Here is a 24,324-nt window from a genome sequence, read left to right as displayed (position 1 = left end):
TATTCTTTCGCTGCATCAATTGTGACGTCCGGTGATCTGTGCACACTGGCCGGATGGGAAGTGTCACAACCAAAGTCCGCCTGGAAGATCTGGCAAGGATCGCAGGCCTGTCTATCGCGACCGTGTCGCGCGCCCTCAACGATTCCCCCGTCGTCAATCGCATCACCAAGCGCCGGGTACGCAATGTCGCGTTGGAACAGGGGTATGCCGTAACCCGGTTCTCCCTGCGCGCCGAGGCGCCGGCCTGTACCCTGGGTATTTTCATCTCGTCCAGCCATCACGCCGGCGACCTGCTGTTCAATCCATTTTATCAGCAGATGATCGCCAGTATTGGCCAGGCCGCCCGCAGCCAGGGCTGCGACCTGCACCTGTCCAACCTGCCCCTGCACGACAGGCTCGACCTCGTCGAGGTGATGGAAACGGCGCGGGTCGACGGGGCCATCTTTATCGGACAATGCCTGCTGCACGACCGCTTCAATCAACTGGCCGAGACCCACGACAATTTTATCGTGTGGGGCCAGGGCGCCCCGGGTCAGAAATACCGCACTGTCGGCTCCGACAACCTGGCCGGCGGCCTGCGCGCAACGGAACATCTGGCGAAGCTGGGCCGGCGCCGGATTGTCTATCTCGGCGACACGGACGGGATGGAATTCCGGCAACGCTTTCAGGGCTACCTCAACGCACTGGGTGCGCATGGCCTGGCGTTCAGTCCCCAGCTGGTCGTGCCCGTCGCTTCGGATACGACGGCGGCGGACCTGGCTATGACCTCCCTATGGAACAGCGGGCTGCGGTTCGACGGTGTTTTCGCTGCCAGCGACGCCATAGCCTTCGGTGCGATGATGGCGCTGCAACGCTTGGGGCTACACATTCCTGACGATGTGAGCGTGGTCGGCTACGACAATACGCACCTCGCAGACCTGTCGCGGCCACGCCTGACGGCTGTGTCACAGGACCTGGTGGCCTCAGGTCAGCTCATGGTCTCAAAGCTGGTCGGTACGGCGGCCAATGACAAGGTCGTGTCGGAATATGTCTCTACGCAACTGGTCATTCGCGAGTCATGCGGAGGCGCCTTCGTTCGAGAATGATGAGTCTACCGGGCACCTGCAGTCGGCCACACTTTTTTGGAAACCTCTGAATTTACAGCAATTTTCAACGCGGAAAGCGCCGAAAAGTCGGAAAGACGCAGAAACGAAGTTCGGCGAAGCCAAATCCGAGTATTTGGTTCTACCGCGCGAAGCGCCTCTATTTGCATATGCCGCAGTCTGCGCAGAATGAATGCCCTTCGGGCGAAAGCTTTCTGCCTCTTTCTTTTTCCGCGTCTTTCCGACTTTTCGGCGCTTTCCGCGTTGAAAATTGCTGTATATTCAGAGCATTGCGCGACAATCGATGCAGCCCACAAACCAACGCTTCACCGTCCTTTTTTTGCCCTATCCGGCTTGCCGGCAACGAAACGGATAGCCTGGCCGCCACCGGGCGCCAGTTTCACGGTCAGGGTGTCGGCTGCCGTTACCTGCCGCGTCTCGATGACGATGTCGAAGCGGGCGTCGCCCTCCATTCCGGCATGGTCGCCATCGCGATAGATTTGCGCCGTATAGGTGCGGCCCGGCGTCAGGAAGCTTAACGGCACCGTCTCGCTGCGTGCGGTTTCGTCCGTCACAGCGCCCAGATACCAGTCGTCGGAATGGCGATCCTTGCGCACGATGGTGGCGAAGTCACCGGGTTCGCCACCGAGCGCGATCGATTGGTCCCAGTCGGTCGGCACGTCCTTGATGAACTGGAAGGGCTTGGGATATTTGGCGTAGTTTTCCGGCAGGTCGGCCGCCATCTGGATCGGTGAATACAGCACGACGTACAACGCCAGTTGCTTGGCCTGGGTCGAGGCAATCGGCTTGCCCTGGCCCTGCAGCGACAGGATACCCGGCGTGAAGTCCATCGGGCCGGACAGCATGCGGGTGAAGACCAGGTTGGCCTCGTGCTCCGGCGGGTTCTGCGGATCGCCCCAGGCATTGTATTCCATCCCGCGCTGGCCCTCGCGTGACACCCAATTCGGATAGGTGCGGCGCAGGCCGGTGTCCTTGATCGGCTCATGCGTGTCGATGGCGATATGGTATTTCGCCGCCGTTGCTACATTGGCCAGATAATGGCGCACCATCTCCTGGCTGTCGTTCCACGCGAAGCGCACACTGCCGTCCGGCGCCGTGACACGCGCGCCGCCGGCGTCGGCGACATAGCCCGTCTTCACCGAATCGACGCCGTATTTCTCATACAGCGCAAAGCCCGCCGCCATCTGCGGCTCATAGTTGGCGATATTGCCGGCGGTTTCGTGGTGGCCGATCAGGTGGACACCCAGCTTGGCGCCATAGGCCGACAAGGCGGGCAGGTCGAAGTCGGGATAGGCTTCGGTATAGGAGAAGTTGAAGCCCTTGGCGTACCAATCCTCCCAGCCCTTGTTCCAGCCTTCGACCAGGACACCGCGGAAACCGCTTTTCGCAGCGAAATCCATATACAGCTCGGTATTCTGCGTCGTGGCGCCATGACGCGGTCCCGCTTCCCAGGTCCAGTTGTTGAGGTGCATGCCCCACCAGATGCCGATATATTTGTACGGCTTGACCCACGACACATCGCCCAGCCGATTGGGTTCGTTCAGGTTCAGGATCAGGTCGGAACCGTTGTACAGGCCAGCCGCCGAATCCGTGATCTGAATCGTGCGCCACGGCGTCGGGAACGGGGCGTTACGCACCACGGGCGTACCCATGGCCGACGGTGCCAGGCGCGTCTGCAGACGCTGACCGTCAACCCGGCGCAGCCAATAGGCGGCATAGTCGACCAGGGCCGCTTCGTGGAAGGACATATAGACGCCCTGATTCGTTTTGAGCGTCATGGGCGTCTGCGCCTCGCTAACCTCGGCCAGGGGCGTATGGCTATAGAGATATTCTTCGCGGTTCGATTCCCCGGCCACATCCCACCACGCGGTCGCCGGATCGGCGACGGTGAATTCGGTCAGTTCATCCATGATTTCGAGCCGGTGCAACTGCGGCTGGTCGGGAAATTCGTAGCGGAAGCCGACGCCGTCGTCATAGAGCCGGAAAACGACCGTCATCCGGCGGTCGTCCCATGTCTTCTGCATCAGGTCGACGCGCAGTTCGTTATAGTGGTTGCGCACATAGCGGCGCTCACCCCACGGCTGCTCCCAGGTGTCGTCGTGGGACGAGGACTGCGCCTTATCGAGCGAGAACGCGTGGTCGAACTTCGGCGCATTGGCCAGGATCAGGCCGAGGCGCGATGGCGCGATAACGACCTTCCCGTTGCGCGAAATCCGATAGAACAGGCTGCCGTCACCGCTCAGCATGATATCGGCATGCAGGGTCTTTTCCGGTGAGTCCACACTGGCAATCGCTTGGTACTGTGCCGTCGCCATGGCCGTCTGCGACGCGTCAGCAACAACGGGACCGGCAACTGGAGCGGTGTCCTGGGCCAGGGCGGGCATCGCACATATCAGCGTGCCGATCAGTGTAACCGCCATGACGGCGACCGGATGACGTCGAGCTTGCATAGCGTTTCCTCTGCGGCCTTCTAACGGAGCCATAGTCTACAACTTAATGCAAAATTAATTGGCACTCAATGAAAATATGTATGTAAATGAACAACTTAATTCTGAAAAATTTTTCATAAAATGTCATGTTTTGCAGAGCGCTGAAGGTTTCCACACCACAGCTTTCTGCGTCCAAACCCTGAAAAATCTTTTTTGTTCAGGGTCCGACATCGCTTCCTTACGCCCGTACTCCCAAGTTATGGGCTGTATTGGAAGTGCGAACGATGAAATTGACGTCCCCAACAAGTTTTGCTGCTTATCTCCATCGGTTGTTCATCAAGGCCGGCATTGTCAGGCCGGGGCACGGCCGTGCACCGCGTCTGGATGTCGAGACCGAACCCCATTATCCCACCCCCAGCGAACGTCTGGCCGACCTGATTGTTCACATTGTCGGGTTGTCGTTTGCTGTGATTGGCGGCGGCATGGCCCTCTCCGTCAGTCATGGCGTCATGGGGCTAAGCCTCGCCATCGCCGTCTATGCGCTTGGCTTTATCGCCATGCTCGCCTTTTCTGTTGCCTATAATTTTGCCCATCCGCGCTGGCAGCCGTTCCTCTATCGCGTCGACCACGCCGGCATTTTTCTGATGATTGCCGCCAGCTACACGCCCTTTACCACCCAGTTGCTGCACGGCACCTGGAGCTGGGGCATGACGATCGCGGTGTGGAGCCTCGCCGCCACCGGAGTCCTGATCAGGCTGTTCCTGCCGCGTTTGAGCGAGATGGTGTCTACCGTTTTCTATCTGGCCATCGGATGGGTCATCGTTATCGCCATAAAGCCGCTGGCCGAGGGGACGTCGCTGATACCGCTTGTCTTGTTGGCCGCCGGCGGCATCGTCTATACCATAGGCGCGGTCTTGTTTATTGTGACGCGTTTCAGGTTTCGCCGCGCCGTCTGGCATGGCCATGTTCTGACCGGCGCCGTGACACACTATGCGGCCATAATGGTCGGCGTGGTCATGGTGGTGGCAAAGTAACAGGCCGCCGGTTATTCGCTCGCCGCGCGTTCGAGCACGACGTGCGTCGCGAGTTCGGTGGGCGTAGAGCTCGTCACGCGATAGCCCAGGGCAGGCAGATCCAGGCCCGCAAACATCGCTTCACCGCGTCCGAGCACGACAGGCGAAATCGCGAAATGCAGTTCGTCGATCAGGCGGGCCTGCAGATATTGGCGAACGGTCGAGACGCCACCGCCGATCTTGACGTCAAGGTCTCCGGCGGCATCGCGGGCGCGCTCGAGCGCGGCATGGATCCCGTCCGTGACGAAGTGGAAGGTGGTGCCGCCTTCCATGACGATCGGGTCGCGGGCGTGGTGCGTCAGGACGAAGGTGGGCGTGTGATAGGGCGGATTGTCTCCCCACCAGCCCTTCCAACTGTCGTCCGGCCACTCCCCACGCACGGGACCGAACATGTTCCGGCCAAGGATAAAGGCGCCGAAACCGTCCATCGAGCGATGGGCAAAGGTCTCGTCCACGCCTTCCGAGCCACCGCCCGCGCCGAACATGGCCTGGAAGGTCTTGGTGCCGAAAAACCAGCTATGGAGCGTCTTGCCGCCTTTTCCCAAAGGGTCCTGAAGACTCTGTTCCGGGCCCGCTCCGAACCCATCCAGGGACAAGGAAAACGCCGCGACTCTGACTCGTCCCACCATAGGTCTCTCCACTGCTTGCACCATGCTAGCTTGCTGGATCCATGTCCGCAATCCGGAAACACAAGCCCGTCCTTGATTGCCGCCAAAGTCAAGACAGGGGGCAATTTATGGCATTGAAACAATATGTTGTCGTAGCATTATCGAAAATAGTTATGGGAAATTCAAACGTTTCGTGTTATGCTACATGTCTGGATTCATTGGGTTTTCTCATGGCCAACCATAGCCTCAGACGCATCGATCCGGCGCGCAATATGCGTCGGTTTTACGAGCTTTCGTTCCAGCCGACCCTGTTCGGCGACATGGCCGTGATCCGCCATTGGGGTCGGATCGGCGCCGCCGGCCAGTCGAAGGAAACCTGGTTTGCCGATGCCGACCACGCGGCCGTTATCGCAGAGCGGATCGTGCAGCAGAAACGCCGACGCGGCTACGCTGAGCCAGGCACAGCGATCTGACGCAGCAGAGCCGGAGGTTGCCCCCGGCCCTGCCTTTTCCTGCAATGCGGCTCAGTATTTCATCGTCAATTGAATGAATCCACTGCGGCCGATGGCGTCATACCAGCTCGAATTATAATAGGGATAGCTGGTCCAGGTATCGTCGCGCGCCGGTTTGGCATCGAGCAGGTTGTCGATGGCGATCGAGACCGAAACCTTGTCATTGATGTCGTACTGCGCCGAGGCGTTGTAGGTGACATACGACTTGACCCACGCGTCTTCGTCATAGTTCGGCAGGCGGCTGAGATAGTTGCCGTCGACGTTGAAGCGCCATGCACCGGACTTCAGGTTGACGCTCAAACTGGCCTTGTCGCGCGGGATATAATAGTCGCTGTCGACCGCCAGCTTGTCGAGTTCGCTGTCACCCGTATAGCGGATATAGGTGTGGTCGTAGACGTGGGTGTAGCTGCCGCCAAGGCCCAGTGTGCCGATCGGCGTCGGAAAGCTGGCATGAGCCGTGACGTCGAGGCCCGAGGTCGATTCCTTCGACACATTGATCGGATTGATGACCACGGTGCGGATATTGCCGTTGCTAAGGCGGATAACGCGGGCAATGGCGTCCTGGCAGGTCGGCGAACTGATATCCTGGTCGCCCAGCCGGCACTCCGCCTCGTCGCGCAGAATAGGATCGACCTCCAGATCCTCGACCTCGCCCGCCATATCGATCTTGAAATAGTCGGCCGAGATATCGAAGTGGGTCGACGGCGACCAGACGAAGCCGACATTGAACGACTTACTGGTTTCCGGCTCGAGCTGCAGGCTGCCGCTGGTCTGGACCTGGAAGCGCTCGTCATCGCAGTCGCTGGGATCGGTGTCGGGATCGTCGCTGAAGCACTGGTAATAGTCGGGCGCACCGCCTTCGACATAGCCCACGCCTTTGAAGACATAGTTGAGGTCGGGGGCGCGGAAGCCGGTGCCGTAGGCCGCCCGAAGCAGAAGGGTGCGCAGCGGCCGGTATTCGAGACCAAGATTATAGGTGCCCTGGCCGACATCGTGGCCGGCATAGTTGAAGTGGTCGTAGCGCGCCGCCACGCTGGCCTGCACGCTTGACAGCAAGGGCACGCTGAACTCGATCCCTGTGGCGTAATGGGTGCGGTGACCCTTGCCCGGGGAATCGATCCAGCTGAAATAGTAGGGGTTGACGGCCTTAGGATCAGTGCCAAGGTCGTAGTCCTGGCGGCCCAGTTCGATCAGGGCGGCAAAGCCCACCGGACCCGCCGGCATTTCGAACAGGTCGGTCGTTTCGATCTGGGCACTCAGGTTACCGACTGAGCTCTTCGGCTTGTAGATGCTATCCTCGGCGATCGAACCATACTCCGCCGGAGTCAGCGGCGTGTAGAACCGCGTCGGATTGGCATTGAACACGGGATAGCCATAGCCGTCATCGGGTCCGAGATAGGCGTCATCCGTATCGACCCCGACCTGCGGCCCAAGGAACAGGGCATTGGCCTTACGGAAGTTGATCAGCGGGAAGCGTACCTTGGAATCGTACAGGCTGAGGTTCAGCGCGACCTCATAGCTCCATACCTTATCGGTGCCGATCGTGCCGCGCACCCCCGGCGTCAGGGTCAGGGTCGTCGAATCGACATGGCGCTTGGCGCGATCCAGCCCACCCATTTCTTCCGGGGTGAAGATGCGATACCAGTTGTCGTAGATGCCGTCATAGCTGTTGTAGAAGCTGCCCGTGTCATCGCCAGTCTCGTCTTCATAGCTCCATGACGTCGGACGCTTGAGCAGTTCCAGTTTGCTGACGCCGAACTGCACGTCGGTGAAAAAGTGCATGTCATCGCTGACGTCGTAGGTGAAGGACCCGACCAGGTTCAGTGCATTGCGCTGCGATTGGATGGTACGGTAGCCGATGGCGTTTTCACTGCCGCAATAGGCGCCCAGGATCGTATCACCGTCACCGTAATAGTCGTCGATGGCATAATGGGTCGTGCCGCCATTGGTGCTGTTCGACAAGGCGCACTGCGCCTCCGTCGCGTCATTGGCGTAGTAAAGGTCGGCGTCGAGGCGTTGCCAGTTGGTTACCGGCGTCTGATAGGCCGAATCCGGCGCGTCCAGCGTCGAGTCCTGACGCTCGCGCTGATAGCCGTAGATCGGGTCGGTCCTCATATATTCGCCGCCGAACACGCCGTGGAAACGGCCGGAGTCGAAGCCGCTTGATACCGACAGGCGATGCGAGGCGCCGCCGCCGGCTTCTGTCCAGCCGTAGCGGTAATCGACCGTCGTGCCGTCGGCCTTTTGCTTGAGCTTGAAATTGACCACGCCGGCCAGGGCATCGGAGCCGTAGATGGCCGAGGCCGAACCCGACAGGATTTCAACGCGCTCGATCATGCCCAGCGGCAGGTTGGAAATGTCGGTGAAGTTGCTCGAACCGTTGAACGGCATGGGATAGTCGGCGACGCGGCGGCCATTGACCATGACCAGGGTGTGGTTGGGACCCAGGCCGCGCAGGTCGACCTGCTGGCCGCCCGGCGAGAAGTCGGCCGCATTGCCCGACTGCTGCGATTGGGTCTCGCCGCTGTTCTGGGTCACGGTCTTCAGGACGTCCGGCACCGAAGCGTAGCCGCCGGCGCGGATCTGTGCGTCCGTGATCACAGTGACCGGCGCCGGCCCTTCCTTGCGCGCTCGCGGGATGCGCGAACCCAGCACCGTCACGACGGTTGTTTCCTCGGTCGGCGCCGGTGCATCCTGAGCGAAGGCGACCGAAGCGCTGAGCCCGATCAGGCTGCATCCGGCCAAAAGGCCCGGCTTCAACAGTTGACGGAACAAGGTTTTTTTCATCTAGGCAGCTCCTGCAAGCAAATGACGCGCCAACATTCTCGATTTTTGGCCCCGGCCGCTGGCGCCGCAGACGGGTGAATCAACCCGTAAAAAAAGGAAAGTGGCATTTTCTCCATTAAGACGAAAACCAAATTGTTGCGAGATGTCAAAATTGCGATCACAGTGACGCAAATTTGCCACCTGCCGGAGCTCTGCATGACTCGCTTTCTTGCCGCCATCTGCCTTGTCCTTGCGCTTGGATGCGTCGCTCAGCCCGCCGCCGCCAAGGGAAAGTGGACAGGTGGACCGGGTTACAAGACCTTCGTTATCGGGGACGAATCAAAGCCGACGCCCGACCCGGTCCAGGGCGGTTTGCTGATGAGCGGCGGTGGCGACTGGGCCTATGACGCCTTCCGCTGGTTCACCGCCCACGCCGGCCATGGCCATCTGGTCGTGCTGCGCGCCTCGGGCACGACCGAGTCCCAGGACGAGTTCTATAACCAGGTCGGCGGCCTGGCCTCTGTGCGTACCTTCCTGTTCACCAACCGCAAGGCTTCATCTGATCCGAAGTTGCTGGCGGCGGTCAAATCGGCCGACGCCATCTTCCTGGCCGGCGGCGACCAGGCGAACTATGTCCGCATGTGGCGCGGCACCCCGTTGAACGAAGCCATAAATGCCCACGTTGAGGCCGGCAAGCCACTGGGTGGCACGTCGGCCGGGCTGGCGGTCCAGGGTTCGTGGCTGTACGGCGCCATGGACGGCGGCAGCATCACCTCGCCCGAAGCCCTGGCCGATCCGTTGGGACCGGCGGTAACTATCGAGAGCAACTTCTTCCATTTTGAACCCCTGGCCCGCATCGTCACCGACAGCCATTTCGAAGTCCGCGACCGCCTGGGCCGCCTGGTCGCCTTTGTCGTCAAGGCCAATGCCATGCGCGCCTCACCCACAGCGAAATATGCCTGGCCGCTGGTCGGTCTCGGCATCGACGAACAGGCGGCCATGACGGTTGAGTCCGACGGCACGGCGCGCGTCTACAGCAACAATGACGGTCACGCCTGGCTGGTCCAAGGCGGCGAGGTCAATGACCTGGCACCCGGTAAGCCGCTCAACGACATGAACGTTCAGGTGACCGGCATCGGCAAGACCAGCACCTTCAACGTCACGACCCTGGCGGTCGGTAACCCGGCCTTTCAACGCACCTATGATGTGGTGGATGGCAAGATCAGCCAGCGGCCGCACTGGTCGCTGGCCCTGCATGGCGGCGCCGGCGTGCTCGATCGCGGCGACCTGACGCCGGACAGGGATGCGGCCTATCGCGCCGCCCTGACCCAGGCTTTGCAGGCCGGCCAGGACGTGCTCGCCAAGAACGGCACGGCGCTCGACGCCGTGACGGCGACCCTGAAGGTGCTGGAGGACAATCCCCTGTTCAATGCCGGCAAGGGTGCGGCCATCGCCGCCGACGACAAGATTTATCTCGACGCCGCCATCATGGACGGCGCGACGCAGAAGGCCGGCGCGGTTGCCGGTATCACCCGGACGAAGAACCCGATCCTGCTGGCCCGCGCCGTCATGGACAAGACGCGCCACGTCTTCCTAGCCGGCGAAGGGGCCGATCAGTTCTCAATCGACCAGGGCCTGGAACAGGTCGATCCGGAGTATTTCCGCACGCCGGAACGCGAACAGATGCTGCAGGACTGGAAAAAAGACCATTCTGCTATATCCGACCCGACGCATATGTACGGCACGGTCGGCGCGGTGGCTCTGGACAGCGACGGTCATCTGGCGGCCGGGACCTCGACCGGCGGCCTGACCGGCAAACAATGGGGCCGCATCGGCGATTCTCCGATCATCGGCGCCGGCACCTATGCCCGTGACGGAGATTGCGCCGTGTCGGCGACCGGAACGGGCGAATTTTTCATCCGCGACTCGGCGGCGCGTCAGGTCTGCGACCGCGTGCTGTGGAACCATGAGGATATCGAAAAGGCGGCCTATGACACCATCATGTCGGTCGGCGCAATTGGCGGCGATGGCGGGCTGATCGCTATGGACGCCTCCGGCCACGCCACCTTCGCGATCAATGATCTCGGCATGTATCGCGCTGAAGTTTCGTCGGACGATCCGGTTGTTCGGACGGCCATCTATAGTGATGAAAAGCTGAAATAGATTCGACAGGTTTTGTTGAAAGTCGGGATCGAAATGAATAGCGATTTTGCCCACAGATTTTCGCAGATTAACACAGATTTTAAGCATCGGACTGCTCGGTCGCGCGGCGATCAGCATTTGCCGGGAGCTGAACCGCTCCCCATTAAGCTATTGAAAATCTGTGTTAATCTGCGAAAATCTGTGGGCAGGTTCTTTCTTACCCGACACTGAAGCGATGCACCGTCGTCTGGCGATAGACCTGGCCGGGCCGCAACACGGCATCCGGAAAGCCCGTCTGGTTCGGCGAATCCGGAAAGACCTGGGCCTCGAGAGCCATGCCGTCACCCTGGCGGATCAAGACTCCGCCCTTGCCCAACGGGGTACCGTCGAGGAAGTTGCCGGAATAGACCTGCAAGCCCGGCTCGGTCGTCAGGATGGTCATCTGCCGTCCCGACGGTGGATCATAAAGGACCGCGGCCAGCTTGGGCTCGGCCGTGCGGCCGCCGCGCAGGACAAAATTGTGATCATAGCCTCGCCCAACGCGGATCTGTGCGTCGCGGCCGTCGCGCACCCCATCACGGATACGACGCGGGCGGGTAAAGTCAAACGCCGTGCCGCCAACCGGGCGTAGTTCACCCGTCGGGATCAGATTGTCATCGATCGGCGTGTAGGTATCGGCCGCCAAGGTAAGCACACCTTCGGTCGCCACCTCGCCCGATGACGCCCCGCGCAGATTGAACATGGCATGGTTGGTCAGGTTACACACTGTGGGCGCGTTCGATGTCGCCGTCAGTTCCATCGTCAGGGCGTCCTCGCTGAGCCGGTAGGTGACAAGAGCCCGCAGTTCACCCGGATAACCCTGGTCGCCATCGGGGCTGACCAGGCTGAGCGTGACCCAGGCGCCGGCATCGTCACCGAAGGCCTCGACCGTCCACAGCCGCTTGTCGAAGCCCTCAACCCCGCCATGCAGGCTGTTGCGGCCGTCGTTGCGCGTCAGCTCATAAGTCTTGCCATCGAGACGAAATTGTCCGTCGGCGATGCGGTTGGCGCAGCGGCCGACAATGGAGCCGACATAGGTCGGCTGGTTTATATAGGGCTCGATCGTGTCGTGACCCAGGACGATATCCGCCCCTTGCCGGTCCCGGTCCGGCACGATCATGCGTTGCCAGGTGGCACCCCACGCAATGATGGTCGCCGTCATCCCGGTGCCATTGGTGAGGGTTACAGCGGCGACTTCGCGGCCGTCGGGTAGGGTATCGAATACGGAACGGCTGGCGGAAAAGGTCATATAGGTCCCCGATTGCGCTTTATATACTCAGACAATTAGCGATTGACGCTTATCTGCCTATATAGCGAAACGGCGCGACATTTATAGTATTATTTATCCCAGGCTCATCGATCTCTGTGTATCGCGTAGCGCCAGGCGCACCAGCGATTCCATGCACCAGCGCGCATCGCCCTCGTCACCGCGTGCAATGGCTTCGAAGACCGCGCGGTGATCGGGTACGGGATCACGGTCCAGCGCAGCAGCACGTTGCTTATAGCGCGTCGACCAGGTCACCGCCGCACCGATCGACGAGCTCAGGCTGACCAGGGTTTCATTGCCCGAGGCCTGCATCAGGGCGTCGTGAAAATCGAGATCGGCCTGGCGCCCCGCTTCGGTCGCCAGTGTCTGCTGGGCCATGACAATCAGGGCATGGTCCATGACTTCGAGATGGCTTTCCTTGCGCCGTTCAGCGGCCAGAGCGGCGGCCGTCGGCTCGGTAATCAGGCGCAGTTCGAACAGGTCGAGAATGAATTTTTCACCGGGTTCCGTTTCGAACATCCAGCCCAGGACCTCAGGATCCAGCAGGTTCCAGCGCGCGCGTTCGGTCACCCGCGTGCCGGTCTTGGGGCGGCTTTCTACCATGCCCTTGGCGGCCAGGATGCGGATGGCCTCACGATAGGCCGAACGCGAAATCTCCAGCGTGGTGCTCGAATCCATTTCATTGGGCAGGGTCTGGCCCTGGCGGTAGACGCCGCGCAGGATATCGACCCCCAAGCGGTGAGCCAGGGCGCCATGCAGCCGCCCCTGGCCCATGTGGTGACGCAAGGGCATATCCTTGGCCTCGCGGTGCAATGCGTCTCCCCGGGCACTTCTGTCGTGTGCATTCATGAAATCAGCATGCCATTTCCTCAGACATTTGACAAGGCGAAGCGGCTTGGCTACAGCATTATTTTGTCCGACTATTCAAAACCACCAAATACACCCGGAGTGCACCCATGGCCCTGCGCCTCATCCAGATCGTCAGCTCCACCGGTGAGCGCCAACTTGTTGCCGCGACCTCGGCCGGCGCACAGCTCGTCAATGATGTATCGTCGACCTACGAATTGGCGCGGACGGCGATTGCCGGCGGCGTGTCGCTCGCCGACCAGGTCGCGAAACAGGGGTTGGGCGATGCTGTTGATGTAGAGCTGGCCCTGGCCGAAGGCCGGGTCCTGTGCCCGATCGACCATCCCGACACGGCCCATCTGCACGTGACCGGCACCGGCTTGACGCACCTGGGCTCTGCCGAGGGCCGCGACAAGATGCACAAGGCGGCAGCCGCCGCCGACACGCCGACCGATTCCATGCGCATGTTCCTGATGGGCGTGAAGGATGGCAAACCGGCGCAGGGCGAGGTCGGCGCCCAGCCGGAATGGTTCTACAAGGGCAATGGCAACACCCTGGTCGGCCCTGGCGCCCCCCTCACCTCGCCCAGCTTTGCCGAGGATGGCGGAGAAGAGCCCGAAATGGCCGGTATCTACGTCATCGGTGACGACGGCCTGCCCTATCGGGTCGGTTTCGCCCTGGCCAACGAATTTTCCGACCACGTTGTTGAAAAGCAGAATTATCTCTGGCTGGCCCATTCCAAGCTGCGGCCTGCGTCGCTGGGCGTCGAGATCCTGACCGGTGAACTGCCGAAGAACGTCCAGGGCACGTCGCGCATCTGGCGCGGCAACGAAGTCATCTGGGAAAAGCCCTTCATCTCGGGCGAGGACAACATGTCCCACTCGTTCGACAATCTCGAGCACCATCACTTCAAGTACGAACTGTTCCGCACACCGGGCGATGTGCATGTCCATTGCTTCGGCACGGCCACCGCATCGTTCGCCGACGGCGTGAAAACCATCGATGGCGATGTCTTCGAAATCACCGCCGATGCGTTTGCCTACGGCCTGCGTAATCCGCTGGTCACGGCCGAGGATGCGCGAGTTGAGATCAGGGCGTTGTAGGTAGAGTTTTTGACCACGCGGTAAAGTAAGCAAGTCGCAGGGGCCTCGGGCCCCTGCACCCCGATACGGGTACGGAGTTACTTATATCAATGAAAAAGCCGGACCTCTTGGCCCGGCTTTTTCATTGATCCAATTAAGCGCTGTCCTGTTATGGGGTGCAGGGGGCGCGCTCAAGTAGCGCAGCGTTAGCGCATTAACGGTGGGGCCCCTGCGACTTGCTTCCCCTACTGCGCCACCATCCGCCCCGCCGTCGTTCCCGAAAAGAACGACCAGTCCTTCGGCAGGATATCCGTCGACGGCGCCAGTTCGGCCTTGATCCCCGGTGCGGCCAGGCCATTGACAAAGCGCACGGTCAGCACACCCGCGCCACCGACGACGATTGTGTCGTCCTGCCCCCCGATCACCCGGCCCTCGCTATTCGCCGACAAGCCGCGTCCGCCCGAAGCCGTGAGGTTATAGGCCGAATAGCCGGCAACCATCGATACCGTGGTCGGCTTGCCGGCCGCTGTCAGTTGCTTGGCCAGCTTGTCGCCGTACGAGAACGAACCCGAAGCCGCAGCAATCGCCGGATAGACCTTCTGATTGTCCGTGGCCGTGCAGTCCCAGGCAATGACCGGCGTGCCGGCACGCGACTGGAAGGCCAGCAGGTCGGCGCACAGGCCGGCGCGATTACGCAAGGTGCCTTCCGCGGCGAACATCCAGTCCTGCTCCGTCCCATTGGTGCAGGCGGTCACAACCAAAGGCTCACCCTTGTTCGCCGAGGCCAGGCACTTGTCGACCTGGACGATCTGACCGCTGGCGCCCTGGCGGAAATGGAAGGTTTGGGCCGGCTTCATATTGCAGGTCTCGACCGTCAGGGTCGAACGGCTCGACGCCTCGAAACACTTGCCCTGAGTAAAGTAGCTGGCAATGACCGGCTGGCCGGTGATGACCGGCGCCACTGGAGCATCAGCCTTGGGCGCCACAGCCGCCACGACCTTGACATTGGTGGCGAAGAATTTCTGGTTATCCGTCGCGTTGCAGTCCCACGCGATCACCGCCGTGCCGGCCGCCTTCTGGAAGTTCAGGATATCGGCGCACAGACCGGAATCGCTGCGCAGCGTCTCATCCGCCATGAAAGTCCACTTCTGCTCGTCACCGTCACCGCACGTTACCATGGCCAAGGGCTGGCCCCGCCCGACAGCGGCCAGGCACTGATCGCCCTGATGGAACTGGCCGGTCTCGTCGTCATACGACAGCAGTTGCACCGGCTGGGCGTTGCAGCGATCGATGATGATGGTCGCATCCGCCCGCGTCTCAAGACACTGGCCTTCGGCAAAGCGACTGCCGATCGAGATTGGTAGCGGCGCGGCCGGAGCTGGTGCCTGGGCCTCCGCGGCCGTTCCAATGACAAGGCCGAGGGCGAGGCCAACAGGGGCCAGGCAGGATCCGGCAAAAAGGCGTTTCATTGTATGGTCCTGTTTTTACGCGTTAATGTTTGACAGATGGTCAGATGGCAACCGGCCAGCCATCAGCTGTCCAAGAGAGTTCGCTGATACGCAAGGTCGGTATACCGCCCTTGGTGGCGTCGTAGGCGTGATAGACGATCAGGTCGCGTCCACCGTCCGACAGGATGTCGCAGTGGCCCGGACCCTTCCAGCGGCCGCTCGGATCGAGGTCGGCGTGCAGCACAACTCGACCGCCGCCCTTTTTCAGGCTGATCCCCTTGTCGTCGACATAGCCACCGGTCAAGGTGCGCGACCGGCCGACAATCGTGTAATAGCTGGAATTCACACCCCGGCAGCAGAAGTCGCAGGAGGCGAACAGGTAGTAGTAGCCGTCACGTTTGAAAATGACCGGCGCTTCTATCGCGTCGGGCGAGGAGCGTTCGGCCAGGCCTTGCGGAAAGGCGGGCGGTTTCAGTCGCTTGCCGGTTTGCGGGTCCAGTTCGGCAATCTTGATGCCAGACCAGAAACTGCCCCAGGTCAACCAATGCCTGCCATCATCGTCGACATAGGCCTGGCCATCGATGGCGTTGTAATCGTCCTCGTTGACCGATTTCACGACAATGCCCTCGTCCTTCCAGCCGAAGGCCGGATCGCTGGTGTCGAGCGTCGGCGTGGTCACCAGAGCGATGATCGATGTATTGCGCCCGAAAACCGAGAGCGAATAATAAAGACGATACTGTCCGTGGGTAAAGACGATGGACGGCGCCCAGGCGCCGCGCGTTTCGGGCAGGCTCTGGCTTACCCAGGCCGGCAGAGCCGGCAGCACCGCACCCTTCAGCTCCCAGTGCACCAGATCCTTCGACGTCCGCCAATGAATAAGGCCGGAACCCTGGCCGAGCTGCGAAGTGCAAAACACATGGTAAAGGCCGTTGCCCTTGATGATGCAGGGATCATGAACCGGCGCTATATTTCCGGTCAACTCAACCGTGGCAGCTTCGCCGCTGAGCGGCAAAGGCGCACAAAGCCCCGCCCCAATCAGACCCTGTAAAAGATGCCGGCGAGTGGAAGCCACGGCGCTTACCTATTGAAAAGATTGCCCTTCATCACGTGAAGCGGCCGCCGTAGCTGTAAGGCTGCGGCGGCCATTCCGATACGATCACATCCGCCAGCGCACGCCGACCGAGACCGAGCTGTTGATCAGGTAGGTGTTGAAGTTAGTCAGGTCGGCATTGCCGGCACTGCCGAACTTGTAATAGCCCTGTGCCTTTTGCTTGAAGATGTTGGTGGCGTCGAGCGACACCGACATCTTGTCGTTGATATTGTAGTTCACCCCGAAGTCGGTGAAGCCTTCGGCCTTGGCCCAGATGCCAATCGGATTGGCGAACAGACGCGCTTCGTTGGCGCGCAGCCAGTCGTCCCGCCAGACGTGCGACAGACGTGCACTCAGCGGACCGCGGTCGTAGAGCAGGGTGACATTGTACGACGTCTTCGACACACCGAAGAAATCATTCGTCGCCTGCGCTACAACTTCGCCGGCATCGTTCGCAATTGGAATATTCTGCGAAGAATCGAGCAAGGTCAGGCTGCCCTGGAAACCGATACCCTGCAGGAAGCTGGGCAGGCTTTTCGGGAAATAGGTTACACCCAGTTCCGCACCTTGCATAACCCCGTCCGAAGCATTGACCGGCGTGGTGACGACGAATTGGGTCGCCGTATAGCCGGGACGCGTCGCATTGATACGGTGCAGCAAAGGCACGACCAGTCCATTGATCTCTCGGCGGAACAGGGTTGTGTAGAAGATGCTGTCCGGCGCGAAGTACCATTCAAATCCGACGTCGACATTCTTCGATTCGGTTGGTTTCAGGTCCTTGTTGCCGCCGAAGCCAGTCCCCCAGGGAACGGGAGCAGGCTGGCCCGGGACCGCCGTCAAGGTGTCGAACAGTGTCAGGATTGGATTGACGTCGGCAAAGTTCGGCCGGCGCAGGGTTTCACCATAGTTGAAGCGGAAGCGCATATTGTCACCGACATCGTAACGCACGGTCACGCTCGGCAAGGCCTTGCTGGCCCGGGCATGATCCGTCGTTACATTGTGAGCCACCGTTTCATCCGTAAAGACCATGTCGGTGTCGACGCGGATGCTGCGAACGCCGATCTGGGTGCGAAGCAGGTTGCCGAACACCGTATTTTCCAGATCCGCCATCACATAGGCCGAGGTCGTCTTCTCGTGGATGGCGAAGTTGCGGTTGAAATGCAGGTTTTCGCTGGTCTGGACGTTACGCCACGGTTCGCGCAGTTGCACACCCTTGCGAATGTCGTCGGCATGGGCGACCAGGTAATCGCCATTCACAACGACCCAGGACCGCGGCAGGTCAGCTTCGCCGTCGAAGAAGCCGCCGTTGTATTTCACGAAGTCGGGGCTGTAGGTCGACAAGGCCGGGCCGCACAGACACCCGTCCTGGAACCAGCGCGACTCGGTGGCGCTGTGGACGTCCTGATGGAAGCCGAAACTGATCTTCTTCACCATGCCCCAGTCGGAGTCGTAGGTACCGTCGATGGTCAGCGCTGTCGAATGACCTGTGTTGCGGTTGGCGTTGTCATAGAAGTAGTCGGAGTTCCACAGCGCCGGATTGGCCGCGTCGGCATTGTTGCCGTAGGCCAGCGACGGAACGCCGCCATTGTGGTTGAAATCGACCGTCACCTTGTCATAGACGTGCGTGGCGCGCAGCGCGATGAACTGGGTGTTGAAGATACTGTCGACATGCGACAGGTCGGCCTTGATGTTCAGCTTTTCGCTCAGATGCCACTTGGCGTTCAGCGCGACGATGTTGGTGTCGGTGCTCTGGGTCGTGTTTTCACCGCTGGTGAAGCTGAACGGATAGTTGACCGTGCGCGACTTGACGATATTGGTGCCGGGATAGAGATGGACGGTCGAGGCCGGATCGACACCGCCGTCGGCCAGGCTGCCCCACCAGTCGACGAAGGTGAACAGCATGCGCTGTGTAATCTTGTTGCGATAGCCTTCGTAGGCATACTCAAAATTATATTCCGAATCTTCATTCGGGCGCCATTGCAGGGCCAGGTTCAGTGCCGGGCGCTCGCGATCGCCCAGCAGGTCGGTAGCGATGACCGCGTCGCGCGTCAGGATGTAGGGCGTGTCGACGCCATTGATCTTCAGGGTCGAACCTTCGGAATAGGGAAGACCGCTTTCTGTGCCGACCTGCCAACCGAGCCCGGCCGGAATCTTTTCGTACGGCGCGAAACCCGCTGCCGGATGGTTGGTCATGTACGGGAATTCGGCGCCGGCCGTAATATTCTCGTCACGATACTGGGTGCGGGCATAGCTGACGTTCAGCAGTGCACCGACCTGGCCGATGCCGGTCTCCCAGCGATCGCTAAGCAGCAGGCCGATATTCGGATTGGTCTTACCCGTCGGGTCGAGATAGATGGCGCGCGCCGCGACAGATACCTCAAGGCCCTTGAAGTCGAACGGACGGTGCGTCTGGACGTCGACCTGGCCACCCAGGCCGGCTTCGAACTGATCGGCCGAACGCGTTTTGTAGACGTCGATGCGGCTGACCAGGTTCGAAGGAATGTCCTGAAGTTCCAGTTGACGGCCCGAGGCCGTGAAAATGTTACGGCCGTTCCACGTCGAGGTAATGTCCGGCATGCCGCGGATGAAGATGCCTGAGCCTTCGGCGTTTCCACGATTGCCGACCTGGACACCGGTCACGCGTTGCAGTGCTTCGACCACATTGTTGTCGGGCAGCTTGCCGATGTCTTCGGCGACGATGGAATCGACGACCTGAACCGAGCGGCGCTTGATGGCCAGGCTCTTCTGGACACTGGCGCGAACGCCCTTGACGACGACTTCCGTCGTACCGTCGTCATTGGTCGGTGCGGCGTCCTGGGCGAAGGCGGCCGGGGTCGCCAGACCCAAGGCGATAGCCGACACAGCGGTAAGACAGATTTTTTTGAAAAGACGGCCGCGATGGCCCTCTGACGTGGCGTCAGACATTTATACGCTCCCTGGCAGGTTTGGTTCGTTAGGGTTTGAACTCTGTGTCGCCATATTGTCCGACAATAAACGACTGTCAATAGCGCCCGTCGCGACCACAGAGCCTTTTGTCTGATTTATAATTTCATTGTCGCAATTAGGCAACAACACATTGAAAATCATAGATTAAAATATCGCCGATACGGTTTCATACATAAAACTACTGCGCAAATATTAGCGATAGCGGTTACAATAATCGTATAAAATCAGTAGCTTTCAGTTCCTTCCAGTAGGACAATTAGGGAGATTATTGACGAAGCTTCCGTCCACTTTCCTCTGACAATAGGTCGCGGTAGCCGACTACGCAGGATTTGGATTATGCAAGTCGTGGATCCATGGGTCCAAAAAAAGAGGTGCCGGCTTTTGAGCCAGCACCCTGTTCGAGTTTAGGAGACGAAATTTACATTTTGAAGCGGGCGCCGAGCAAGATCGTGCGATCGTAACGACGGGTATCGCGTGGGAAGTAACCGGTCAGTTCCGGATGGAGCGGATCGACGAAATAGTCCTTGAAATGCGTGTCGAGCAGGTTGACGCCCTCGAGGGTGATCGTCACGTTCGAATTGACCTTGTAGGACACTTGGCCGTCCATCTGCGCCGTCGTGTTCACCCACAGATCGTAGGTCGGCGTGAATTCGCGCGTGTCCTGGAACTTGTCGCGCCAGTTATAGGCGAGACGGCCGGACCATTGACCCTTTTCATACAGCAGGGCGAGATTATAGGTCGTCTTGGACAGGCCGGCAATCGGGCGCACGATGAACTGGTTCTGTACCGAACTGAAGGCCGTGGTTTCGCCATCCATCAGGGTCAGGTTGGCCTGCAGACCGAAGCCGCTCAGGATACCTGGCAGGAAGTCGTAGAATTGCTGGTAGCCGAATTCAATGCCGTTGATATGACCATCGCCGGTATTACCAGGGCGGTTGACGCGGTAAGACAGGCCGCCAAAAGTTTCACTGCCGAAGAAGGGCTGGATATAACCCTTGAAGGTGCGGTTGAAGGCGGTGGCCGTCAACGCACCGTCGGACGCGAAATACCATTCCAGCGATGCATCATAATTGTTCGACTTGTAGGGCTCTAGGTTCGGATTGCCGCCGCCACCGGTCAGGCCAGTCGTGTTGGAAACAACGGTCGACAGTGAAACGCCAGGGTTGAGGTCGCCGAAGTTCGGTCGCGTCAAGGTGCGTCCGGCCGTCAGACGGGCAATCAGGTCCGGCCGCAGAGTAAATTTCAGATTCAGGCTGGGCAACAGATCGGTGACATCCGATTCACGATCGATCGGCGTGTATTCGAGTCCGGGATGGTTCGGATCCGTGTCCTGCGACAGGTTGCCCTTCAGGATTTCCTTGGTATTGACTAGGCGCATGCCGACCACAGCCGACCACGGCACGGAACCCATATCGCCACCCAGCTTGGCCTGCCAGTAAATCGCCGCGGTCTTTTCCACATCCGAGAAGAAGGAGCCCGGATCAAGCGGTTTGGCGGCCGTCGTGCCGGTGAAGGCCTTGCGGATCACATCCGTATGGTCAAGCAGGAAGTCGGCGCTGGGCGTATACCACTGCGTCATGATGTAGTCGGGTCCACCCGACGCCATAGGGTCGGAAAGGCCGCCAAAGCCAGGGATATCATTGGCATTGACCGGCGAAATGGGCCCGCCGAAACCGCCGATGAAGTTATTGATATGTTCAGCCTTGCGCTCGGCCACACGAACACCGGCCGAGAATTCACGCAGGGCTGTATCGTCCGGCGTATAGACCAGGTCAGCGCGCCAATCGACAGCCTTGCCCTTGTCGTGGCCGTAATTATCGAACCAGTTGGCCAGGAAGAAACCATCGCCCTTCTTGATATCGAAATTCGGACCGCCATAGTTTAACTGGGCCGTACCGTCGACATCGGTGCTAACCTGAACCAGGGGCACAATGACGCCGGCGTCGACGATCGGGTTTTCGTAGTCGAAGGTTGAGTCTGTCGCCGACAGATCAGTCGAAAACTTGAAATTACCCACCCGATGCGATCCGCCGACGGCGATCTGGGTTGTGAACGACTTCTGACGGTTTGCCTGGGTCGAGGTGATGGTGAAGACGTTATGGTCGGTCAGGGTGTGCAGGATATTGGTACCCGGGAAGACAGTCGCCGAGATATTGCCGTCCCCAAGCAGCGGCAAGCCAACGAAGAAGTCGAGCTCAAAATCGTTCTTGTAGTCGGTAGCGAAGCCTTCGAGATACATTTCAGTGTCTTCATCCGGGCGCCATTGCAGGGCGACGTTGGCCGCCGTACGGCGACGATCGCTCTTGATTGGAATATAGCCCATGACGAACGGCGCCTTGATGCTGGTCACGCCGGACGGCAGGGTGCCCGTCGGGAAGAAACCGGTCTGATCGACCGACTCGACGTTGAAGGCGCGTTCTTCGTGGGCATGACTGCGGACATAGGACAGGCCCAGCAGAGCGCCGAATTCACCATTGCCAGTATTCCAGCGATTGGAAATGGTAGCGCCCAGGTTCGGATCATAACGGCCCGACTTGTCGTTATAGCTGGCGCGGGCATTGGCGTTGAACTGGAAACCCTTGGCGTCAAACGGACGACGGGTGCGAATGTCGATCGTACCGGCAATACCGCCCTCGATCTGGTCAGGGCTGTTTGACTTATAGACATCGACACGTTGCAGCATGTTGGCAGGAATGTCCGCCAGGGCGACGAAGCGGCCCGTCGTCGTGAAGACTTCGCGCCCGTTGAGCAGCGTGACCACGTTCGGCAGGCCGCGGATCAGGACGGAATTGGCTTCGCCCGAATCGCGCCGGACCTGAACGCCAGTGACACGCGCCAGGGCATCGGCGACGTTATTGTCCGGCAGCTTGCCGACGTCTTCGGCGACGATCGAATCGACGACGAGGTCATTCTTTTTCTTGATGTCCTGCGCACTCTGCGCCGCCTTTCGCACGCCGGTAACGATGACGACCGTGCTGTCCTCGGCAACGGCACCGTCCTGGGCAAAGGCAGCCGGGGCAGCCAGGCCGATGGCCAGCATGGATGCTGCGGTAAGGCAGATTTTCTTGAACGTACGGCCGCGACTGGCCGATGACGTGATGTCCGACATTGTAGAGGCTCCCTGGAAAATTGGTTCGTTAATTCTGAACTCTATCCAGCCATATTGTCCGACAATAAATGACTGTCAATAGCGATATCTGACAACAAGCCATGTTTTGTCTGATTATTACTAGAAATGTCTCAAATCGGCAACAAAGTCTTGAAACCCATGCCTAAACGGTGTGTCTAAGCAGTCCTGTGAGGGAATATCAGCCGATAATGACTGCGCCAACACCATAATAATCATACAAAATCAAGCAGTTCACGGCGTTCCGATTAGACAATTAGCAGAATTGTCCATTAGCAAGCTGTTACGCGCAACTTCACGACATAACCGTTCAAAGCCGGTTCTATCCGGCCTGCAAGGCGAACACATTCCACGACTGCGGCTTGAGCGTGGCCGTAAATCGGCTGCCGGTGATTCGCGCTGTCGTATTGGTCAGGGGCGCGATCGCGTCGGGTGCGGTCTTGCTATTGACCTTCTTCAGGTCGGCATCGTGCAATTCCGTCGCGGCCGCGATCGTCAGGCCCTCGCCTACCCCGCGCAGATCGATATCGAACGCCATATCTTCCGTCGTCGAGCGGTTGAGTGCAAAAAGGCTGATCGTCCCCGCATCCCGATCGTGCAGCGCCGTGACCAGCAGATGCGGAATTGCACCCTGCGCCTTCGTCTCGAAGGTCGTCGTATCGACCTTCAGGCGCAGAACCTCACCGCGGCCCAGTCGCGTACAGTCGGCGAAGGGATGGAAGATGGTCTGGCGCCACGCCGGCCCGCCGGTTTCGGTCATGATCGGCCCGATGACATTGACCAGCTGCGCCAGGCAGCCGGCCTTCAACCGATCGGCGTTGTTCATCATGACGATCAGCGAGCCGCCGACCACCAGGGCGTCCTCGAAATTGTAGATTTCCTCAAGCAAAGGCGGAGCTTCGGGCCAGCCCGGCTTCTTCAGGTCACCGGGCGTATGCGCCTTGTACCAGACGTTCCATTCGTCGAGCGACAGCATGATGCGCTTCTTCGACCGGCGCTTGGCGGCGACCGCATCGGCGACGCTCGCCACTTCCTTGATGAAATAGTCGAGCGCTTCGATTTCAGCGAAAAACTCGCTTATATCGTTGCCGTCATTGCGCATATAATGGTGCAGCGAAATATAGTCGACCTGGTCGAAACAGGCGTCCAGGACCTCATATTCCCAGGCGGCATAGGTCGGCATCAGGCGTTGCGACGACCCGCACGCCGTCAGTTCGATCGTCGGATCGACCCACTTCATCACCTTGGCGGTTTCCTGGGCAACACGGCCATATTCGGCCGCCGTCTTGGCGCAGGTTTGCCACGGCCCGTCCATCTCGTTGCCGAGGCACCAGAACTTGATGTCGTGCGGTTGTTCGAAACCGTGTGACCGGCGCAGGTCGGAATAGTAGGTGCCACCCGGGTGGTTGCAGTATTCGAGGAAATGGCGCGCCTCGTCGGGACCGCGCGTCCCCAGATTGACGGCGAACATCGGCTCGACGCCTGCGTCCTTGCACCAGGTCATAAATTCGTTGGTGCCGAACTGGTTGGTCTCGGTCGAATGCCACGCCAGATCCAGCCTGACCGGCCGGCTGTCCTTCGGGCCGACACCATCTTCCCAGTCATAGCCCGACAGGAAATTGCCGCCGGGATAGCGCACCAGGGTCGGCGCCAGTTCACGCGTCAGGGCCAGGACGTCGCCGCGAAAGCCATTGCTGTCGGCTGTCGGGTGGCCGGGCTCATAGATGCCGCCATAGACGCAGCGCCCCATATGCTCGACAAAGGTGCCGAACAGACGGCGGTCCAGCGGGGCTATGACAAAGTCGGCATCGGCGATGACGGTAGCTTGCAGGGTCATGTCAGGCTC

15 protein-coding genes are annotated in these 24,324 nt (G+C 60.0%); 5 read left to right on the top strand and 10 right to left on the bottom strand.

Annotation, left to right across the window (positions count from 1 at the left end):
* Positions 1-53: 53 nt before the first annotated feature.
* The gene (locus AC1DXO_RS23040) at positions 54-1,085 is read left to right on the top strand and encodes a LacI family DNA-binding transcriptional regulator (RefSeq protein WP_476980548.1); all 1,032 of its coding nucleotides are present in this window, start codon (positions 54-56) and stop codon (positions 1,083-1,085) included.
* A gap of 323 nt (positions 1,086-1,408) precedes the next feature.
* Here the strand turns inward: AC1DXO_RS23040 and AC1DXO_RS23035 are convergent, their stop codons facing one another.
* Entirely contained in the window at positions 1,409-3,553 is a 2,145-nt protein-coding gene (locus AC1DXO_RS23035) for a glycoside hydrolase family 97 protein (RefSeq protein ID WP_476980547.1), read from the bottom strand.
* Between the two features lie 263 nt (positions 3,554-3,816).
* Between AC1DXO_RS23035 and trhA the strand changes: the two genes are divergently transcribed.
* A complete protein-coding gene (gene trhA, locus AC1DXO_RS23030) occupies positions 3,817-4,566 on the top strand; it encodes a PAQR family membrane homeostasis protein TrhA (RefSeq protein WP_476980546.1) in 750 nt (249 codons plus the stop codon).
* 11 nt (positions 4,567-4,577) lie between these two features.
* On the opposite strand, the gene AC1DXO_RS23025 is transcribed toward trhA, so the two are convergent.
* The gene (locus tag AC1DXO_RS23025) at positions 4,578-5,234 is read right to left on the bottom strand and encodes a dihydrofolate reductase family protein (protein ID WP_476980545.1); all 657 of its coding nucleotides are present in this window, start codon (positions 5,232-5,234) and stop codon (positions 4,578-4,580) included.
* A gap of 209 nt (positions 5,235-5,443) precedes the next feature.
* On the opposite strand from AC1DXO_RS23025, the gene AC1DXO_RS23020 reads away from it, so the two are divergent.
* The gene (locus AC1DXO_RS23020; RefSeq protein ID WP_476980544.1) at positions 5,444-5,686 is read left to right on the top strand and encodes a WGR domain-containing protein; all 243 of its coding nucleotides are present in this window, start codon (positions 5,444-5,446) and stop codon (positions 5,684-5,686) included.
* Positions 5,687-5,737: 51 nt separating this feature from the next.
* Here the strand turns inward: AC1DXO_RS23020 and AC1DXO_RS23015 are convergent, their stop codons facing one another.
* Complete coding sequence (locus tag AC1DXO_RS23015; protein ID WP_476980543.1) at positions 5,738-8,512, bottom strand: TonB-dependent receptor plug domain-containing protein; 2,775 nt, start codon at positions 8,510-8,512, stop codon at positions 5,738-5,740.
* Positions 8,513-8,707: 195 nt separating this feature from the next.
* On the opposite strand from AC1DXO_RS23015, the gene AC1DXO_RS23010 reads away from it, so the two are divergent.
* A complete protein-coding gene (locus AC1DXO_RS23010) occupies positions 8,708-10,654 on the top strand; it encodes an isoaspartyl peptidase/L-asparaginase (RefSeq protein ID WP_476980542.1) in 1,947 nt (648 codons plus the stop codon).
* 196 nt (positions 10,655-10,850) lie between these two features.
* Here the strand turns inward: AC1DXO_RS23010 and AC1DXO_RS23005 are convergent, their stop codons facing one another.
* Both AC1DXO_RS23005 and AC1DXO_RS23000 read right to left on the bottom strand, forming a co-directional pair.
* Positions 10,851-11,921: an aldose epimerase family protein gene (locus AC1DXO_RS23005; RefSeq protein ID WP_476980541.1), complete on the bottom strand. Its 1,071-nt coding sequence runs from the start codon at positions 11,919-11,921 to the stop codon at positions 10,851-10,853.
* A 93-nt stretch (positions 11,922-12,014) separates the two neighbouring features.
* Positions 12,015-12,731: a FadR/GntR family transcriptional regulator gene (locus tag AC1DXO_RS23000; RefSeq protein WP_476980540.1), complete on the bottom strand. Its 717-nt coding sequence runs from the start codon at positions 12,729-12,731 to the stop codon at positions 12,015-12,017.
* A gap of 164 nt (positions 12,732-12,895) precedes the next feature.
* On the opposite strand from AC1DXO_RS23000, the gene araD1 reads away from it, so the two are divergent.
* The gene (araD1, locus tag AC1DXO_RS22995) at positions 12,896-13,888 is read left to right on the top strand and encodes an AraD1 family protein (protein ID WP_476980539.1); all 993 of its coding nucleotides are present in this window, start codon (positions 12,896-12,898) and stop codon (positions 13,886-13,888) included.
* Positions 13,889-14,112: 224 nt separating this feature from the next.
* Here the strand turns inward: araD1 and AC1DXO_RS22990 are convergent, their stop codons facing one another.
* From AC1DXO_RS22990 to arfA, 5 genes are all read right to left on the bottom strand, one after another.
* Positions 14,113-15,336, bottom strand: a complete 1,224-nt coding sequence (locus AC1DXO_RS22990; RefSeq protein WP_476980538.1) for a ricin-type beta-trefoil lectin domain protein — start codon at positions 15,334-15,336, stop codon at positions 14,113-14,115.
* Between the two features lie 40 nt (positions 15,337-15,376).
* Positions 15,377-16,387, bottom strand: a complete 1,011-nt coding sequence (locus AC1DXO_RS22985; RefSeq protein WP_476980537.1) for an arabinan endo-1,5-alpha-L-arabinosidase — start codon at positions 16,385-16,387, stop codon at positions 15,377-15,379.
* Positions 16,388-16,471: 84 nt separating this feature from the next.
* Entirely contained in the window at positions 16,472-19,330 is a 2,859-nt protein-coding gene (locus tag AC1DXO_RS22980) for a TonB-dependent receptor (protein WP_476980536.1), read from the bottom strand.
* Between the two features lie 439 nt (positions 19,331-19,769).
* On the bottom strand, positions 19,770-22,460 hold the full coding sequence (locus AC1DXO_RS22975) for a TonB-dependent receptor (protein WP_476980535.1): 2,691 nt from the start codon (positions 22,458-22,460) through the stop codon (positions 19,770-19,772).
* A gap of 340 nt (positions 22,461-22,800) precedes the next feature.
* Positions 22,801-24,315, bottom strand: a complete 1,515-nt coding sequence (gene arfA, locus AC1DXO_RS22970) for an arabinosylfuranosidase ArfA (RefSeq protein ID WP_476980534.1) — start codon at positions 24,313-24,315, stop codon at positions 22,801-22,803.
* Positions 24,316-24,324: the final 9 nt, after the last annotated feature.

The sequence above is a fragment of the Asticcacaulis sp. P2_C5 genome, assembly GCF_056404555.1.
The sequence above is the reverse complement of the archived record's forward strand: the minus strand, read 5'-3'. Positions and strand labels throughout refer to the sequence as shown.

Bases quoted from the DNA above. Each gene is read 5' to 3' on its own strand.
- AC1DXO_RS23040 (WP_476980548.1), top strand. From the start codon at position 54: ATGGGAAGTGTCACAACCAAAGTCCGCCTGGAAGATCTGGCAAGGATC.
- AC1DXO_RS23035 (WP_476980547.1), bottom strand. From the start codon at position 3,553: ATGCAAGCTCGACGTCATCCGGTCGCCGTCATGGCGGTTACACTGATC.
- trhA (WP_476980546.1), top strand. From the start codon at position 3,817: ATGAAATTGACGTCCCCAACAAGTTTTGCTGCTTATCTCCATCGGTTG.
- AC1DXO_RS23025 (WP_476980545.1), bottom strand. From the start codon at position 5,234: ATGGTGGGACGAGTCAGAGTCGCGGCGTTTTCCTTGTCCCTGGATGGG.
- AC1DXO_RS23020 (WP_476980544.1), top strand. From the start codon at position 5,444: ATGGCCAACCATAGCCTCAGACGCATCGATCCGGCGCGCAATATGCGT.
- AC1DXO_RS23015 (WP_476980543.1), bottom strand. From the start codon at position 8,512: ATGAAAAAAACCTTGTTCCGTCAACTGTTGAAGCCGGGCCTTTTGGCC.
- AC1DXO_RS23010 (WP_476980542.1), top strand. From the start codon at position 8,708: ATGACTCGCTTTCTTGCCGCCATCTGCCTTGTCCTTGCGCTTGGATGC.
- AC1DXO_RS23005 (WP_476980541.1), bottom strand. From the start codon at position 11,921: ATGACCTTTTCCGCCAGCCGTTCCGTATTCGATACCCTACCCGACGGC.
- AC1DXO_RS23000 (WP_476980540.1), bottom strand. From the start codon at position 12,731: ATGCCCTTGCGTCACCACATGGGCCAGGGGCGGCTGCATGGCGCCCTG.
- araD1 (WP_476980539.1), top strand. From the start codon at position 12,896: ATGGCCCTGCGCCTCATCCAGATCGTCAGCTCCACCGGTGAGCGCCAA.
- AC1DXO_RS22990 (WP_476980538.1), bottom strand. From the start codon at position 15,336: ATGAAACGCCTTTTTGCCGGATCCTGCCTGGCCCCTGTTGGCCTCGCC.
- AC1DXO_RS22980 (WP_476980536.1), bottom strand. From the start codon at position 19,330: ATGTCTGACGCCACGTCAGAGGGCCATCGCGGCCGTCTTTTCAAAAAA.
- AC1DXO_RS22975 (WP_476980535.1), bottom strand. From the start codon at position 22,460: ATGTCGGACATCACGTCATCGGCCAGTCGCGGCCGTACGTTCAAGAAA.
- arfA (WP_476980534.1), bottom strand. From the start codon at position 24,315: ATGACCCTGCAAGCTACCGTCATCGCCGATGCCGACTTTGTCATAGCC.